General features: G+C 39.9%; 14 protein-coding genes. 5 read left to right on the forward strand and 9 right to left on the reverse strand.

Annotation, left to right across the window (positions count from 1 at the left end; translation table 11 throughout):
• Positions 1–205 precede the first annotated feature (205 nt).
• The 4 genes from T497_RS0107675 (at position 206) to T497_RS0107690 (ending at position 3,415) form a co-directional block, all read left to right on the forward strand.
• Positions 206–1,102: a sensor histidine kinase gene (locus tag T497_RS0107675; RefSeq protein WP_028515117.1), complete on the forward strand. Its 897-nt coding sequence runs from the start codon at positions 206–208 to the stop codon at positions 1,100–1,102.
• A 156-nt stretch (positions 1,103–1,258) separates the two neighbouring features.
• Complete coding sequence (locus tag T497_RS0107680) at positions 1,259–2,050, forward strand: hypothetical protein (RefSeq protein WP_028515118.1); 792 nt, start codon at positions 1,259–1,261, stop codon at positions 2,048–2,050.
• A 182-nt stretch (positions 2,051–2,232) separates the two neighbouring features.
• Positions 2,233–2,826 (forward strand): hypothetical protein, encoded by a 594-nt coding sequence (locus T497_RS0107685; RefSeq protein WP_028515119.1) that lies wholly within the window; start codon positions 2,233–2,235, stop codon positions 2,824–2,826.
• 211 nt (positions 2,827–3,037) lie between these two features.
• Positions 3,038–3,415 carry a hypothetical protein gene (locus T497_RS0107690; protein WP_028515120.1) on the forward strand — a complete coding sequence of 126 codons (378 nt, stop codon included), beginning with the start codon at positions 3,038–3,040 and terminating at the stop codon, positions 3,413–3,415.
• A gap of 123 nt (positions 3,416–3,538) precedes the next feature.
• On the opposite strand, the gene T497_RS17445 is transcribed toward T497_RS0107690, so the two are convergent.
• The 4 genes from T497_RS17445 to T497_RS0107710 all read right to left on the reverse strand — a co-directional run bounded on the left by T497_RS17445 (position 3,539) and on the right by T497_RS0107710 (position 8,794).
• Positions 3,539–4,999 (reverse strand): tyrosine-type recombinase/integrase, encoded by a 1,461-nt coding sequence (locus T497_RS17445; RefSeq protein ID WP_028515121.1) that lies wholly within the window; start codon positions 4,997–4,999, stop codon positions 3,539–3,541.
• Positions 5,000–5,057: 58 nt separating this feature from the next.
• Positions 5,058–5,282: a helix-turn-helix domain-containing protein gene (locus tag T497_RS0107700; protein ID WP_028515122.1), complete on the reverse strand. Its 225-nt coding sequence runs from the start codon at positions 5,280–5,282 to the stop codon at positions 5,058–5,060.
• A gap of 94 nt (positions 5,283–5,376) precedes the next feature.
• The gene (locus T497_RS0107705; RefSeq protein ID WP_028515123.1) at positions 5,377–5,850 is read right to left on the reverse strand and encodes a hypothetical protein; all 474 of its coding nucleotides are present in this window, start codon (positions 5,848–5,850) and stop codon (positions 5,377–5,379) included.
• Positions 5,851–5,941: 91 nt separating this feature from the next.
• Complete coding sequence (locus T497_RS0107710) at positions 5,942–8,794, reverse strand: hypothetical protein (RefSeq protein ID WP_028515124.1); 2,853 nt, start codon at positions 8,792–8,794, stop codon at positions 5,942–5,944.
• Between the two features lie 175 nt (positions 8,795–8,969).
• On the opposite strand from T497_RS0107710, the gene T497_RS0107715 reads away from it, so the two are divergent.
• The gene (locus tag T497_RS0107715; protein ID WP_028515125.1) at positions 8,970–10,400 is read left to right on the forward strand and encodes a hypothetical protein; all 1,431 of its coding nucleotides are present in this window, start codon (positions 8,970–8,972) and stop codon (positions 10,398–10,400) included.
• Between the two features lie 443 nt (positions 10,401–10,843).
• Here T497_RS0107715 and T497_RS0107720 read toward each other — a convergent pair whose 3' ends face one another.
• The 5 genes from T497_RS0107720 to T497_RS0107740 are packed head-to-tail and all read right to left on the reverse strand — an operon-like array spanning position 10,844 to position 13,987.
• Complete coding sequence (locus T497_RS0107720; protein ID WP_028515126.1) at positions 10,844–11,416, reverse strand: recombinase family protein; 573 nt, start codon at positions 11,414–11,416, stop codon at positions 10,844–10,846.
• Positions 11,416–12,390, reverse strand: a complete 975-nt coding sequence (locus T497_RS0107725) for a class II glutamine amidotransferase (RefSeq protein ID WP_028515127.1) — start codon at positions 12,388–12,390, stop codon at positions 11,416–11,418. The genes T497_RS0107720 and T497_RS0107725 overlap by 1 nt, the downstream gene beginning before the upstream one ends.
• Before the next feature lie 2 nt (positions 12,391–12,392).
• On the reverse strand, positions 12,393–12,536 hold the full coding sequence (locus T497_RS18245) for a hypothetical protein (RefSeq protein ID WP_155266862.1): 144 nt from the start codon (positions 12,534–12,536) through the stop codon (positions 12,393–12,395).
• Between the two features lies 1 nt (position 12,537).
• Entirely contained in the window at positions 12,538–13,647 is a 1,110-nt protein-coding gene (locus T497_RS0107735; RefSeq protein WP_028515128.1) for an amidoligase family protein, read from the reverse strand.
• Positions 13,648–13,702: 55 nt separating this feature from the next.
• Positions 13,703–13,987 (reverse strand): DUF960 domain-containing protein, encoded by a 285-nt coding sequence (locus tag T497_RS0107740; protein ID WP_028515129.1) that lies wholly within the window; start codon positions 13,985–13,987, stop codon positions 13,703–13,705.
• Positions 13,988–14,233: the final 246 nt, after the last annotated feature.

Genomic DNA, 14,233 nt, shown 5'->3' on the forward strand with positions numbered 1-14,233 from the left:
TCAAATGGTTCCCGTCAACGGAATGCACCCTTGTGGCAAACGGTATGCTCGACAGCGACCTGATAATAAAGGCGCTCATCGGCTTTGTCATCGAAGCGGCGCTGATGTACTGGCTCGCCTATACATCATATAAGAAAAAGTGGTACGTAAGGACTACCATCGGCGGTCACGTATAATAATATGAACTAAAAAGGAGGTACACGCTATGAAAATTCTGCTCGGAACAATCTGTGTGTGCCTTCTTGTCATTTTGTGTGTCCTGTTATGGAAATATATCTCGCTGAAACGCAATATCCGTCACTTTTCGCAGGAACTTGACAAGCTGAAAAGCACCGATTACAGACAGCCTATGAAAGTAACTGATTTTGATAAGGATTTAGATGAACTTGCAGTCAAGGTCAACGAGCATACCGACATACAGCGGCAGCTCGGCGTGGAATATGAGCAGCGTAAACAACAGCTCGGCACGGTCATTTCGGGCATCTCCCACGATTTCCGCACTCCGCTGACGGCTTCGCTTGGATACTTGCAAATGATAGAAAAGAGCGGCGAACTGTCGGAGAAAAATGCGGAATACCTCACTGTTGCCATGCAGAAAAACAAGTACCTTAAAGAGCTCTCAGACGAGTTTTTTGAGGTCACTAAGACCGAAAACAGTAATGAAAATCTCAGCCTTGAAGATATCAATCTCAGCAATGTTCTCACAGAAGCATTGCTTGAACAGCATGGCTGGATATCCGAAAGGAACATCACCGCGAACTTTGATGTTCCCGACGGTATCATAGTGCAGGCTGACATGCACTGCCTGTCGAGGATACTCAGCAATCTCATGTCCAATGCGCAAAAGTACACCGCGGACAGCTTCGGAGTTTCGCTGAAGCGCGATGATAAACGAATTACATTATCCGTATCCAACACTCTTGCAGATAGCTCAAATGTAGATATCAGCAGAGTTTTCGAGCCATTCTACCGCATGGATTCAAGAACAGCATGCGGCTCGGGACTTGGGCTCTACGTTGTGAAGCTCCTCTGCGACAGGCTCGGTTGGTCGGTCAAGGCTGATTTGAATGATAATGTCTTTACTGTTTCGATATTTACATGATAAAACCCAAACTAATGAAAAATGATGCAGAAAGTCCCCGCGAGGGGACTTCTTCGTTCAGATATGTTTTCTTGACTTTTAGCGACAGTGCAGTGTATAATATGGATAGTAAGCAGGTTACTAGGATAAATCGGAATTTACCGGAGGTATGATGTTATGCACAGACTTATAATAGTGGAAGGCTTGCCCTGCTCAGGCAAAAGCACAACTTCAAAATATATTGCAGACAGTATCGGGGCAAAATTCTATGATGAAGGTAGTGGAAATCACCCTGCTGATTATGAATTTCATTCGTTTATAAAAATCAAGGAATTATGCAGCTTTTCACCGGAAGAACAAGTACTTATAAAACAGAATGCTGTTTCCAAAGCTGATGGATATATTATTTCTCTGAGCTTATTCAGCGGAGAATTGTTTGACAAACTTTTACAGCATAAGATCTATGATTTTCTGCGGTGGGAAACTGAGAGTCCCATAATGCTTGACAAATGGAAAGAATTTATTAGTGCGGTTAAACCGAATGAACGATATGTGTTTAACTGCGTATTATTGCAAAACCCAATGTGTGAAACCATGATGCGTTTCGGATTTGATATTCAAAAGTCGTCAGAGTATATCAACAGCATCTGTGAAATCATAAGACCACTGGATCCGTTTATTGTCTATCTTCATAATGACAATATAAGAGATTCAATAGAAAATACTGTTTCTGAACGTGGAACGGATTGGCTGAACAGTGTGATAGACTATCATTGCAATGGGGCTTACGGCAAAGCTGAAAAACTGATCGGTCTTGATGGCTATATAAAAGCACTGGAAGAACGTCAGCGCAGAGAAACAGAAATACTGCGTGGCTTGAATGTACAATATATGATTATCAATAATCCCAATGAAAACTGGAACAAAACATACTCAAGAATTATTCAGGAACTAAACACAACAACGTAAATTATGATTTGTCTTAGTACCTGATAGAGCAACAACTTATGAAATAATTATGCAGAAAGTCCCCGCAAGGGGACTTCTTCGTTCATATATGCATTCTTGACTTTGGGCTATATTGCGGTGTATAATATGGATAGTAAGTAGGTTACTATGATAAATCGGAATTTACAGAGGAGAATGCTTGTATGTACCATAAATCAATCATCGTGTTAGCTGGCTTGCTGACGGCTGCTATTTTGTTAAGCAGCTGCGGAGAGCCAAATGTGAATACAAGTGATACTGTTGTAGAAACATACACAACTGATTCAACTACATCTTCCATTAACGCAGAAGTGTCAGTTTCGGTTATAGAAATTGGTGTTTCAGGCGAATTTCTGACATTCCCGTTCAAATATGAAGAACTTGAGAAACTGCTTGATCTATCTGATTGTCAGAATGTATATTTTGAAGAAAAAGGGTTCTCAGTATGTAACGTCTATCAGGGAATGAATCGTATCTGCACTCTTTTTGTTACCGGAAATGTTTCTGAACATACAGCGGAAACCCTTGTAACGCAAATCACCATTGACGATCCGTCGAACGAAATATTCACTCTGAACGGTTTAAAAGATGACAATCCTGAAGATTTCAAATCAATATTCGGGGAATCTGAAACAAAATCGGAGTATCTTTATGATCACACCTGGGGAAATATCGTACTGAGTGTTCTGTTTGATAATGAAACGGGGAAAGCAGATAGCATCCAGTTGTTGGACATGGATTATCCCTACTCCCTATAAATTCTGATTTAGCTTAGTTCCGTGATAGATTCAAAATTTATGAAAAATGATACAGAGAGTCCAAGCGAGGGGACTTCTTCGTTCATATGATGGTGCAAAGCTATGAAAGATGACGATCAATTATGAACTATACAGTCAGTACGATTGACTTTTTCTCCTATCTGTGGTATAATTGCAACTAACATAAATCGGAATTTATAAAGGTGATAATATGTTTGAGTATAGGAATATAGACGGCATAGACATTCTTAAGGAGAAGATTCCGTCAGAGCTTCAATATTGGTGGCAATTCGGAACTATATTGGAGCTAAATTATAACTCAAAAGCAATTGATGAATATTATTGTGATTATACCAATATGATTACTTTACTGCTTACAGATTATGACCAGCAGTACAAAATTGAGCTCTCATTATACAACATAAGAGGAAATTTGAATATTGATATGGCGAACGGATTTTTCAGCGGTTTTACAATAGATGAATATTTAGATTCAGGAAGCGATAATAATTTCCATCTCTATTCTATTGAACAAGATATTGAGTTCGATTTATACTGCGAAAAAATAAGAGCTGTTCTTGTGCAATGAGTAACCATATAAATTCTGATTTATCTTAGTAACATAATAAACATAATGCCCCTGAGCTCTTTGTAACACTCAGGGGCAAAAATTCTATATGGGGATATGTCTTTGTGGAGAAGGAGCTTCTTGTTACTTTGCCTCTTCCTTGCCATTGTCATGATGAAAGGGATTGAGTTTTCCGTCTATCACATCTGAGGCTACTTCATCAGCTGACTGTATTGCATGGACATATATCTTGCTCGTTGTAGTTATAGAAGAATGTCCAAGACGTCTTGAAACAGTGGGTATAGATACTCCTTCAGCAATGAGAAGAGTAGCGTGTGTGTGTCTGAGCGAATGAGGAGTAAAATGGGGCAGCTTATTACGTTTTACAAAATTACTTGTCCAGTCAGTCAGACTGTCGGGGTTCATAGGTGTAGTATCATCCTTTATGAATAGTCTGTCGTTTCTGACTGTCTGTGTACTTCCGTCTGCAAGAGTAATTGTGATGAAGTGCTCCCAGCGATCGAGCATATCGTTACGCAATTTATTCCAGTAGGCCTGATACTCACGAAGAAGATCAAATACAAACTCCGGAAGCTTAACGGTGCGATATGAAGTGGCGTTCTTGGGGGATTTTGTAATAATGCCCATGTGCTGAACGTACTGACTGGTTCTCTTGATATGTATAATTCGTTTATCGAAGTCAATATCTTGCCACTCAAGTCCGAGAAGCTCACCACGACGCACACCGCTGAACATCAGCAGGTACATAGCTGTTTTCCATTTGAGCGGTTCGTCATTGAGCAGTTCTAAAACGTGTCTTGCCTGCTCTTCATCAAGAAAAGCAGCTTCTGATTGTTCCAGCTTAGGTGCTTTCATATAGTTGTGATCTGCTATATTGAACGGAACGAGCCTGTCCCGTGTAGCTTGTGCAAGAATTGAACTTATGAGCCTATGATAATGAAGAATAGTTTTGGCTGAGAGTCCCGTTGTCTCTGAGTGGATTTCAAAGAGCTTTTCAACCTGCCTATCAAACGCAGTTGCTATCTTCTTTGCTGATTCTATGCTAATGTGCTCTGATCTACAGGCAGCAGAGACAGTTGCAGCAGAAAGCCCTGATTTTTGGGCTGCCGCCTTTATTGTAAGTCCCTTTTCTGAGATCAGCGGTCTAAGTTTGTCAGAAAAGGCATATGCACCAGTCTGCTTGGTTCCGTTCTCTCTTAGATTGTTATAGAACTCTTGTAAGTGATGTGACTGGAGCTTTGTCAGTGGCATATCACCGATCGCTATATTTATATCATTCAATAGCGCTCTGTATCGCTCAATCGTCTTGGGTGCGAACATATACTTGTTGTTTTCAAGCAGGTTTTCAGAATACTCCCTGAAGCTGGTCTTACTATCAAAGCAAGTCCCATTCTTCACGGTCTCCTCAAACTTTATAGCTTGCCGTAATGCTTCACGGTCAGCTGCCCTCTCAGACATTGTATCAGGTGGTCTCCAAGTTGTGGAGTGCTCGATCTGCTTGCCGTTACGGTCATACCCGGCATAGACACGGAATTGATAAGATATTTTTCCATTCTTGGAAACACGCTTCTTCGGTTTAGGCATATTTTAGACTCCTTTCTATGAGTATGGGGCGTTCTGTAAAACGCCCCATGGTTGACTCTTAAGCAGTGATTTTTCTGATTCTTGTCACAGGCTCGTCCTGAGTAAGCGTATGCGTATCAAGATACTTCATAAGTGCTTCCCAGTTAACAAGTATTGAACGTCCAGCTTTAACAGATGGAATCTCTCCGCTGTTTACGAGAGTCAGCAATAATCTGCGACTGATACCGATATTGTGCTCGTTACAGAGCTTAAAGGTCTCGTTGATGCTGTTCATTTTTTTCATAATTTTTCCTCCTTTCTGGGCAAAAGTTTGTTCAGCTCTGTTAATGTCATAGGTAATTAATGCGGACTCCTAATTTTGAGTATCAACATTTAATTTAATCTTGTTTTAAGTGAGTACCAAAACTAGCTTTGAGTTCAACTATCTCGTCAAAGCTCAATTCCTCAATAGTGTTAAATGCACACTTAATCTCATAATCAAATATTTTGTTAAAATCGTTGTCACTGCAACGAGGATAACGTTCGATATTTCTGCAGTATTTGTGATACCTGCAATTCAAGAAGTCGTTAAACGGCATAACAGCAACATATGTTTCGCCACCGTATACGGTATAAACCAGCTTGACAATTTCCAGAATTTCATTTGGATCAATATAGCGAATAACTTTCTTAACCCAAAACTCTTTCGTTAACTTCCTAATTATTTTTTCCCCACTCTTCAAGTAGAAACCAGTATCAAGTGTTATTGTGCCATCCTGTATTAAATAACGACTAATCTCTACTGGTGGATTCAACTTAATCATATTGCCTTTTTCATATTTGTTGATTTTCTTACATTTTAATTCTGACATTTTTTTCTCCTTCCGCTTGACCTGACAGGTCATTTAGCCTATAATTATTTTATAGGGAGCCCCCCGAAGGGGGGGCACCTCATTTTGAATATTAATCATCGTGCATACAGGTCCAGCCTATGATAACAAAGTGCTTGTTTTTTTCAGCTTTTTTACTATAAAGCAAGCCAGAGACAATGCACTGTCCCTGCTGAAGGCTAGCAAGTGTTGACGCATCCACACCTATATGCTTCGCAATATCCTTTATATTTGCTTCTTTCGGACGAAAGATTACATGGGTAGCACAGTTTCCGATAAGCTTTCCGAGCTTATCTTTTTCAACAGAGTATTCCTGTGTAGCAAGCATCATTGAAAGATGATGCTTTGCGCCCTTCCTCAGTATAGTACTGATAGGGCCATCTTTCTCGAGACAAAGGTCTTCAATCTCGTCAAGTACAATGGTATATCTCGGGCTTCTATCATGCTGCTTGTACTCATATAAGCTAGCCAGAAGCATGTCAACAAGAGGGCTACTCTTGCGGATACCGTCAGCTGATGTTGATATAACAACTATTCCGTTCTGAGAATCAATGAATTGTCCCCAGTTCTGCTTATATGTATTCAAGCCTTCAAGTTCACAGAAGACCTCTTCAAGTCTCTCCTTGATTATTGCTTCTTCAGGAGCGTCCTCATCGAAAAACCTTAACGTCTCAGGCAAGGAATGGATTGTTCCTGCATCTATTGCTCTCGCTATAGCTGGAAGTATTTTCTTTAAAGTTTTTCCCTGTATCTCTCCGGTAACACTTGCGGCTACCGAGAAGATACTGAACAACTTATTCTTTTTTTCAGGGAGTGTAGAGCAATTTTCAAGCGATAATAAATCAACCGGAAGCCCATACTTCCCGATATCCCAATGAACAAACATGTTTTTGTCTACCCCGTGCTTTTCAAGCTCTTCGGGAGAGAACGATCCTGTCTGGTCGAAGATCACAACTTTTTTGCCTGAGTTGTACCTTATAACCGCCTGCTCCACAAGGAAGCGAGTCTTTCCGCTACGTGATATCCCCGACACATCCAAGCTTTCGTCCTCGTCAGTAGATTCATTAATTACACAGCCACACATTTTGTCGCTGCCATTAAGTTTTATTATGGGTATGAAGCCTGAAGGTTCCTGTCCTTTAGCAAACAAAAACTCATCATACGCAAGTGTATCTATTTTTAATCTACTCTCAACATCGAGGATATCCTTCGTAAAGGAATAAACACTAAATGATTCAGATATTCCAGACGAGGTTTCAATATCAATGTTGCGTTTGAAGTGGTTGTTGGAATAAAGCTTCCCACAGACTTTTAAAGCCGAAAGCAGCTTATTTCTCCTCTTTGTTGTTTTCATAACGGGCAAGACCTTTTCATTGAGAGTTTTTGCCAAAATATTGATATACGCATCATCAACATAGACCATATTCTTATTAAGATTAAAGAATATTGAGCTCTCTGCAGTAGCAACTTCAATATCACCATTTCCTATTTTTTTCGAAAGGATTCTTCTGAACTCATTTGCTATAGTTTGTTCAGTGCCAGGCATTTCGTTGCTGTGGTCTCTGAGATATAAGAGGAGTTTACTCATGTCATCACCTGAAATTACTTTATAATCACAAAGAAGCTCAGATGTTGCCCATAACATCCTTAAGGTAGTATAGTAATCCTCATTATCAGCATTTTTCTTCAAAAACTCTGTAGTTTTCAGCTTGTGCGTTATAAGATTATCCGTAACATCAGAATTGCTGAGAAGCTTTACCAATGCAGATATAAATTCGCCGATATTCTCTGATATTTCTTCGTTATTCTTGACATCTGGGCAATCATCCAAACTAATGAAATACGCCGGTATCTCAGAAGATATATTATTGAGATTATCCTCAATAACAACAGAAAGATTTCTATTTACAGCATTGCTCCTCGACTGTTCAAGAAGAGAGTTTAACAAGGTATCCAGTCCCACATCGCGGCGTTTTTTCTCCTCAGAGTAAGATGAATCACGATATAAAGCTATACCATCGTTCATAAGAGCAAGCTCATGCTGAATAGCAGTTTTACAATCAGTCAAGCGGCATATTGGTCTTTGGGAGTTATTGAGAATAGCCGAAGCGGTGTGTGCATTTGATTCGCTCTTAGGTTCAATTACAAACATCTGATCAGGTATCAATCCCGTCAGTCTGTATAAGTACAAGAGTACTGAGGTAACACGCAATGCTACCAACAGCTTATATTTCCAATGTGCTGGCAACGCCTTAGCCAATGCCTCACCGGCTTCTGTAAGCGTTTTTTCTGTGTGGAGCATCTTACGTTCAAGGATGTCGTCTGAGTAATACATCCTGAGCTTAGGTATGACTATCTCTGCGGATGCAAAGGTTGTTTTGCCGTCCTGTGCCTTCTGCCAGCCGGAATGCTGTGGAAGCTGAAGGAATTTTATATCATCGCCGTTCAATATCTCGTGATAGAAAGCCATAACAATGTACTTATCAGGACAATCCGCATTACGCCTAAAGAACGGAATGTGCGACAGAATATTACGCTTTACGAAATCCTTATAAGGAATAGAGATATCTATAACCTCATTATCTTCGCATTCAACCGCGCAGTAGAATGCATCGAATGTACCGTCTGAATGCTGGTTAACAATGAACTTGTCTTTCACTTTCAACCTTCCGACTTTAACCTCGCGTCCGTTGCGTTCAGTCATATAGTACGTACCGTCATTCTTACGCAATTTTTTCGCCTCAAATGTCTTCTCTGTCTCAGCATAGATGTTATAAATAACATTACTAGGACGATACAAGCAACTGTTCATCCAAAGCTGATCATATGTGTAAGACTGATAAAGCGGATTCAGTGAATAACCGTATCCTGTACTCGGCATACAGCCGTTGCTGTATGCACCATTATAATTCAGCAAATTATCCATTTTTAAAAACCTCCTTGAATTAGTATAAGGCATTTGCTGAGTACATTTTATCAGTTTTACGATTTGAGCGAAATTGCTTGTTTTAGGTAGAGAAAACAGCATTCAAGGACATAATTTCATGAAAAACAACAGTATTTTTTAAAAGCCTATAAAATTTGGGTAAGGGAGTATAACGATGAGAAGAATTGACACTTTCAAGGAATTCCTCATAACTATTTTCGGTTCAACAACAGTGAAAGCAACAGGTGGAAAGATATATAGAAGCGGTAATTTATTCAGCACATGTGACTATGGAGATAAAGCACTTGAAGAATATGTAAACTTGCTTAAAATCGCCTATTCAAATAGAGACTCCAAAATTCAACGTCCTAATTATCCACCTGAAGCCTTTCATAGAACTGAAAGCATTCAACGCTTTTTTGCTTATTTGAAAGCATATAACAGTACACTAACTCTTCCTGATGTAAATGATTCATATGCAAACATATTTGCATTCAAAGCAGCTATCACGATTCTTGATGCTATATTTTCAAAGTCAGATAGTACGAACAAATTCAAAGTTGAAAATGAAGATATAAGTGGAATATTCAGAAAAGCATTAGATTATATAAAGGCTAACTCGGTTGCAAGAGATATCAAGGCTGTTTCTAATGCGGTTGACGTAGCTAAGTCTAAGAATTACTTTTACGATACAGATTACTCAAATGACAATAGTCAGTATAATTATAGCATTCATGTTGTGGAATTTAGTGTTATTCCCAAAGTATCAAGGATTATATATCCGATATCATTAGGAATATACATAGATCCAAGCAAAAGATATGATGATAATAGTCAATACTTTTTTAATCTTACAACATCCTCATTTGCTCCTTTTAACAAGGGTAATGCACAAATGGTGACTACCGACGAATTCTTGTTAAGCAAGCCTTTGTCGTTAGTGGGTATTAGATACTTTCCGCTATTATTCGATTATGTAACCCATCTTGATGATGCTACAATTTTAAACAATTATAAGTGTGCAAATAAATATGTTCTGAATCAGTTTGTCATTGAAAAAGCTGTAAAACAGTATACCGATTATATGGCACCTTCAATAGCTGAATATGAAAAAAGCCTTGTGGATTACATGGAAGACTTGATAAGGCGAGTATTGAGCTTAGACCTGAAGTGGCTGTATAATAATTCTGAAAAGAAGATTGAGAAGTGCAGAGAAGAGATAGAGATAGTACTCATAGGCTATCCGGAAGTGTATTCATATATTGACGGCTGCTCTGACAAAATTATACGGAAACAACTACTGACCATTCTCCATCATGCTATAGTAGAAATAACCCAGTTTATTAACAATAATGGCAAGGATATTTCCAAGTATGCTATTACTCACAATTGCGAAAACCACATAAAATATGTAAAAGGCAGAGTATACGGAAAGAGTTTCAAAGAGTTAAATGAGTTATCTGAAAAGCTAAAAGAGACTCCTACAGAAGGCCCTCACAGTCTCTACGAATGTTATTACTATACTTCAAGTAATGAACTTGCTGATCTGCTGAGCAGCATAAGTAACTACAAAAATCTATTTAAAAAATCCAAAAAATCTTCGTGATTACGTTTTTTGAAAATGATGGGCACTAAAAAGATGCTTATAAAGTCATTTTTACTCATTTTAGAGAGAGATGTTTTTTTGAAAAACGTAATTGAAAAATATTTTTTGTTTTTTTGTAATACTTAGTCTAGAGCATGGCATTAACAAGTCTTTAGTTGAAATTAAAATTTGTTATACAGCTGGTAGTAACTAAGCGGACTATTCCAAGCTCCTGAAAAGCTTCTATAGTAATTAACTTCCGTATTGAGCTTCTTACAGTATATAATTCCATTTCTATTGAAAAATTGAGTAAGGTTGGTAAAATACTATTTCATTTGACTGTAGCCTATTGACACATCGAAAAACTGTGTCATATAAGTCGTTTTGGGGCTTTTGAAATATTGCAAACAAAAACAACACCTTATTGAAATATGATTGGAGCCGGGGAACCGGCTCCGTCTCATTTATATATACTTCTCTTCGTACTCTCTGATGCGGCGATAGAATGTGTTGGCCCTGAGTCCCATTTCTTTCTGAAACCATACTGCCGTAATATTCCCAGACTGCCATTGTTCATACAGCTGCCCGAACTTTACCCAGTCTATATCGATAGGCTGCCGACCTTTGTATTTTCCCTGCGTCTTGGCAATAGCGATACCCTCGCGTTGACGCTGCAATGTCTGCTCACGCTCCAGTTCAGACAGCGCTGCGAATATTGACAGAACGAAGCGCCCCTGGGGAGTATTGGTGTCGATATTCTCCTTGTTGCTGACAAGGGTAACGCCTTTCTTTTGGAGTACGTCTATTATATTGAGCAGGTCTCTGGTGGATCTTCCGAGTCTGCTTATACTCTCAATGTATAGTGTATCGCCCTCACGAACATATTCAAGCATAGCTTTCAGTTCGGGACGGTTAGCGTTCTTACCTGACATCTTCTCAGCAAATACCCGCTCAACCTGATACTGCTGCATGATTGCTTCCTGACGAGCAGTCTCCTGATGCTCTGTCGATACACGGATATATCCTATCTTGCCCATCAGAATGCACCTCCGTAGCACCCTTCATAAATGTCCGCGCCGTACATATACTTCACATCACGTAGTGCATCACGGAGCAGGCTATGGTCTACAAGCATCTCTTCAACCTCATCGCAGGTATAACCATAGTCTAGTAAAAGCTCCACATCAGACGAGTCCACTCCATAGCAGCCGCAATATGCGAGAAGAATTTCTTCTTGAGCGCTATAGTATGGAAAGTCATCGGTATACCAACTACTGTATTTCGAACGATATATCTTAGGCTCAAACTGAGAACGTGTGATTTTACCGTTCCTGTCAATACGCAGAATATCACCCTCCTCAGTATCTACACGTTTACTCTCGAACTTATGAAGTCCCAGCTGTTTCAGTGCCTTTCGCATAATAGTTTCTGTTGAAGCGTAGACATATAAGCCTATGGTCTCAAAGTGGAGCAGGTACATGGGATTACTTCCTTTTATAATATATAAGCTGTTATATTGATCCAGTATGGTGAAGCAGAAGTTACCCTCAACAGTCTCGGCCATGTATTGTAAGCTTTCAAAGTCTAGCTTTCCCTGTTTCTCAATAAGCTGTACGCCTATGTAGCTGTCAGTATCAATATAGGTAGCCGGAATAGTTCCATCCTTCCGTAACTCTCTATCGTTCCAAAGAACTCCGTTATGTGCGAAAGCGAATTCCTTATCAGCATGACCTGCAAAGGGATGGTTGTTGTAATTCTGCTTTCTGTCACCCTGTGTAGCCAGTCGCGTATGTCCCATAATCGCCTTTGTACCGTCAGGAGCATTGAAGTGTATCTTGTGAGCAGGCTTAGGACGTTTGAAGATAGTAACTTTGCCATCTTTTACGTAGCTGATACCTGCTGCATCCGTGCCTCTTTCTTCAGCAGCATTAGCCAAAGCCTGGGTAAGCTTCTTAAGTACCCTATATGGCACTATACCTTTATAATCTAACCAACCGAATAAAGCGCACATGATTATTCCTCCTTCTTGTCATCATCACAGCCAATAACCCCGCCTGCAATCAGGATTGTTGCAATCGTTCCAACCGTCTTAAGAACATCTTTTATGTCCTGCTCTGTGTCAGGTTCAATATCAAATATATCTGCTAAAATTCCCATATTACATATCCTCCTCAGTGTTGATATTCTCGTTGATATACAATCTTCGTTCCTTCAGATACTGTATCAGCTCTGGTTCGGTTATTGTATCTACGAACTCCGACCAAGACATCTTCGATATTCCCTCATCTGATAGATTGATAGCAAGATCACATATAGCATCAACAAGCTCCAGAGCTGCGATGAAAGTATTGTACTTGAGCGTACCTCTGAACAGTCTGAACTCGATGGTCATATAGTTCATGAGATTAACTGCTGCATATCTGCCCAAGTTGCCTTTCTTAGCCTTGTCCAATATCTCACGTCCGGTCTTCTCAAAGCCATAACGAGCTGCCCACCGGTTCATTGCATACTCTGAACGACGAGAGAATTTCAGCATCTCGTTCCAATGATGCTCCACAAAGTAGAGGATCCTGCCAATAACATCGTCCTGAGTATCTCTGTCTTCACCAAAACAGTTTCTATTGACATGAATGTGTAAACCGCAGGTGCTTGTCTGATGACTTCTGTATCCTAGGTATATAGCCTTTTTCATGATATCATCCCAACAATAGTTCTTGTGATATTCAAGGGACATTGGATGAGTTACGATTTCCATACCATCGTCTAAGCTGCCGTCGCCTTTGATGTATACATGTTCTTCATCCTTATTGGCGACAGCAAGTATCTCGTCTGCGTTATCACTGTCTTTACCTGCTCCGTCTATCTCCAATTCAACACCGAAATATCGGGAACTATCACCATAGAAGATAGGCTCGGGTTTATAGCCGTAGTCATGGATACTTCGGTTCTTGTCTACCTCGTCATGGTAGCAGTCTGAGCAGTAATCATATCCGTCGATGTGGTATGCATCGTCCTCGTGGAGTAGGGTGTCGCAGCATGAACAACGAGTGTAGTGATTATGATAGCAGCTACTGCAAAGCGTAGTGTAATCATCACCATAGGACTCACTGGTCCAGATTATCCGTCCACACCTGTCACAGGTAGTAGTATGATTCTCAATACAGTCAGTGCAGACTATATCTCCATCAACAGTTTCGTAGTCTTCGTCTTCATCAATGATTGCTCCACAGTGGGAGCAATAGAGCACATTATCCTTGTTTTCTTCCATTGTTTATAACCTCCGTAAAATGAGAAGAGCCAGCCCCGAAGGGCTGGCATTAATTTTAATATTCACTTGAAAGCAGCATGGTGCTGTGATCACCATCGTCGATGATATACAGCTTTTCAGTAATAGGTGCATCTGACGGTATCATGTATACCTGTCGATATTCGGGTTCTTCTGAGCTATGGACAATCGACTGCATAGAACCCGATGGACTCAGCTCAAAAACCTGTAAGTAGTCCTTCGGAGCAGGCATATGCTCTACGCATTCCCATAGAAACAGCTGCAGTTCCAATGGGATAGTGCTGTCTACACCACAAGTGAGATATCGGCTGTTGTCGAACACGGCTTCAGTTCCTCCTTCCCTTGAAAATATAGTGATTGTAACGTCATCTCAGTTACTTTCACCCTAATAATATACATTTGAAATTCAAGAAAAATAGAAAAAACGAGTCTCAATGTACCATGTATGCTTTACTTGCTACAGCATAAAGTCATAGTCTTGACACCAGCATGGATTTATGATAAACTGATAATGTTGAAATAGCGAAATCGTATTGGCTTTTCCACTAATGCTGCAATCAGTCATGTT

The organism is Ruminococcus flavefaciens MA2007 (genome assembly GCF_000621845.1).
Classification (GTDB): domain Bacteria; phylum Bacillota; class Clostridia; order Oscillospirales; family Ruminococcaceae; genus Ruminococcus; species Ruminococcus flavefaciens_E.

Bases quoted from the DNA above. Each gene is read 5' to 3' on its own strand.
- T497_RS0107705 (WP_028515123.1), bottom strand. From the start codon at position 5,850: ATGTCAGAATTAAAATGTAAGAAAATCAACAAATATGAAAAAGGCAAT.
- T497_RS0107685 (WP_028515119.1), top strand. From the start codon at position 2,233: ATGTACCATAAATCAATCATCGTGTTAGCTGGCTTGCTGACGGCTGCT.
- T497_RS18245 (WP_155266862.1), bottom strand. From the start codon at position 12,536: ATGGGAATTTTAGCAGATATATTTGATATTGAACCTGACACAGAGCAG.
- T497_RS17445 (WP_028515121.1), bottom strand. From the start codon at position 4,999: ATGCCTAAACCGAAGAAGCGTGTTTCCAAGAATGGAAAAATATCTTAT.
- T497_RS0107735 (WP_028515128.1), bottom strand. From the start codon at position 13,647: ATGGAAGAAAACAAGGATAATGTGCTCTATTGCTCCCACTGTGGAGCA.
- T497_RS0107680 (WP_028515118.1), top strand. From the start codon at position 1,259: ATGCACAGACTTATAATAGTGGAAGGCTTGCCCTGCTCAGGCAAAAGC.
- T497_RS0107710 (WP_028515124.1), bottom strand. From the start codon at position 8,794: ATGGATAATTTGCTGAATTATAATGGTGCATACAGCAACGGCTGTATG.
- T497_RS0107725 (WP_028515127.1), bottom strand. From the start codon at position 12,390: ATGTGCGCTTTATTCGGTTGGTTAGATTATAAAGGTATAGTGCCATAT.
- T497_RS0107720 (WP_028515126.1), bottom strand. From the start codon at position 11,416: ATGGGCAAGATAGGATATATCCGTGTATCGACAGAGCATCAGGAGACT.
- T497_RS0107675 (WP_028515117.1), top strand. From the start codon at position 206: ATGAAAATTCTGCTCGGAACAATCTGTGTGTGCCTTCTTGTCATTTTG.
- T497_RS0107715 (WP_028515125.1), top strand. From the start codon at position 8,970: ATGAGAAGAATTGACACTTTCAAGGAATTCCTCATAACTATTTTCGGT.
- T497_RS0107690 (WP_028515120.1), top strand. From the start codon at position 3,038: ATGTTTGAGTATAGGAATATAGACGGCATAGACATTCTTAAGGAGAAG.
- T497_RS0107700 (WP_028515122.1), bottom strand. From the start codon at position 5,282: ATGAAAAAAATGAACAGCATCAACGAGACCTTTAAGCTCTGTAACGAG.